The sequence below is a fragment of the Micromonospora sp. LZ34 genome, assembly GCF_052981855.1.
Genome location: NZ_JBRIQN010000181.1, coordinates 1 through 559, shown reverse-complemented (window position 1 = coordinate 559; position 559 = coordinate 1). Strand labels below are relative to the sequence as shown.

General features: G+C 71.2%; 2 pseudogenes. Both read left to right on the top strand.

From position 1 onward, the window contains the following. Positions 1-204 (top strand): annotated as a pseudogene (locus tag ACVCAH_RS38065) (2'-5' RNA ligase family protein); the annotation flags it as partial. Between the two features lie 8 nt (positions 205-212). Next, positions 213-559 (top strand): annotated as a pseudogene (locus ACVCAH_RS38060) (helix-turn-helix domain-containing protein); the annotation flags it as partial.

Here is a 559-nt window from a genome sequence, read left to right as displayed (position 1 = left end):
CCGTATGCCGGCGCCCATGCCGACGTCGTACCGCATCTGACCATCGGCCATGACGCCCCGAAGCACGTCCTGGCCCATGCCGCCGAGGCTGTCGCCGGCCACCTGCCGATCCGCGCCACCGTCGACGCGGTCCGGCTCATCGCCGGGGCACCGGAACCCGACTCCTGGCGCACACTGCGCGAGTTTCGGCTCGGCACGGCATAGCGCCGCACCTCGCGGATCGGGTCTTGCTGGTCGCCGCGTATTGGCGCACAAACCTCACGATGCGCCAGCTCGGACTGCTGTTCGGCGTCTCGCACTCGGCCGCGCACCGGGTCATCGACAGCCTCGGGCGTCTCCTGGCCCTCGCGCCGGTGCGCCGCCGGCCCAAGGACCAGATCGCCATCGTCGACGGCACCCTGGTACCCACCCGCGATCACCGGCTGGCCGCCCGGAGCACGAACTACCGGTACTCGGCCAACCTGCAGGTCGCCATCGACGCCAACACCCGCCTGGTCATCGCCCTCGGCAATCCGCAACCCGGCAACCGCAACGACACCGTCGCCTACCGCACCAGCGG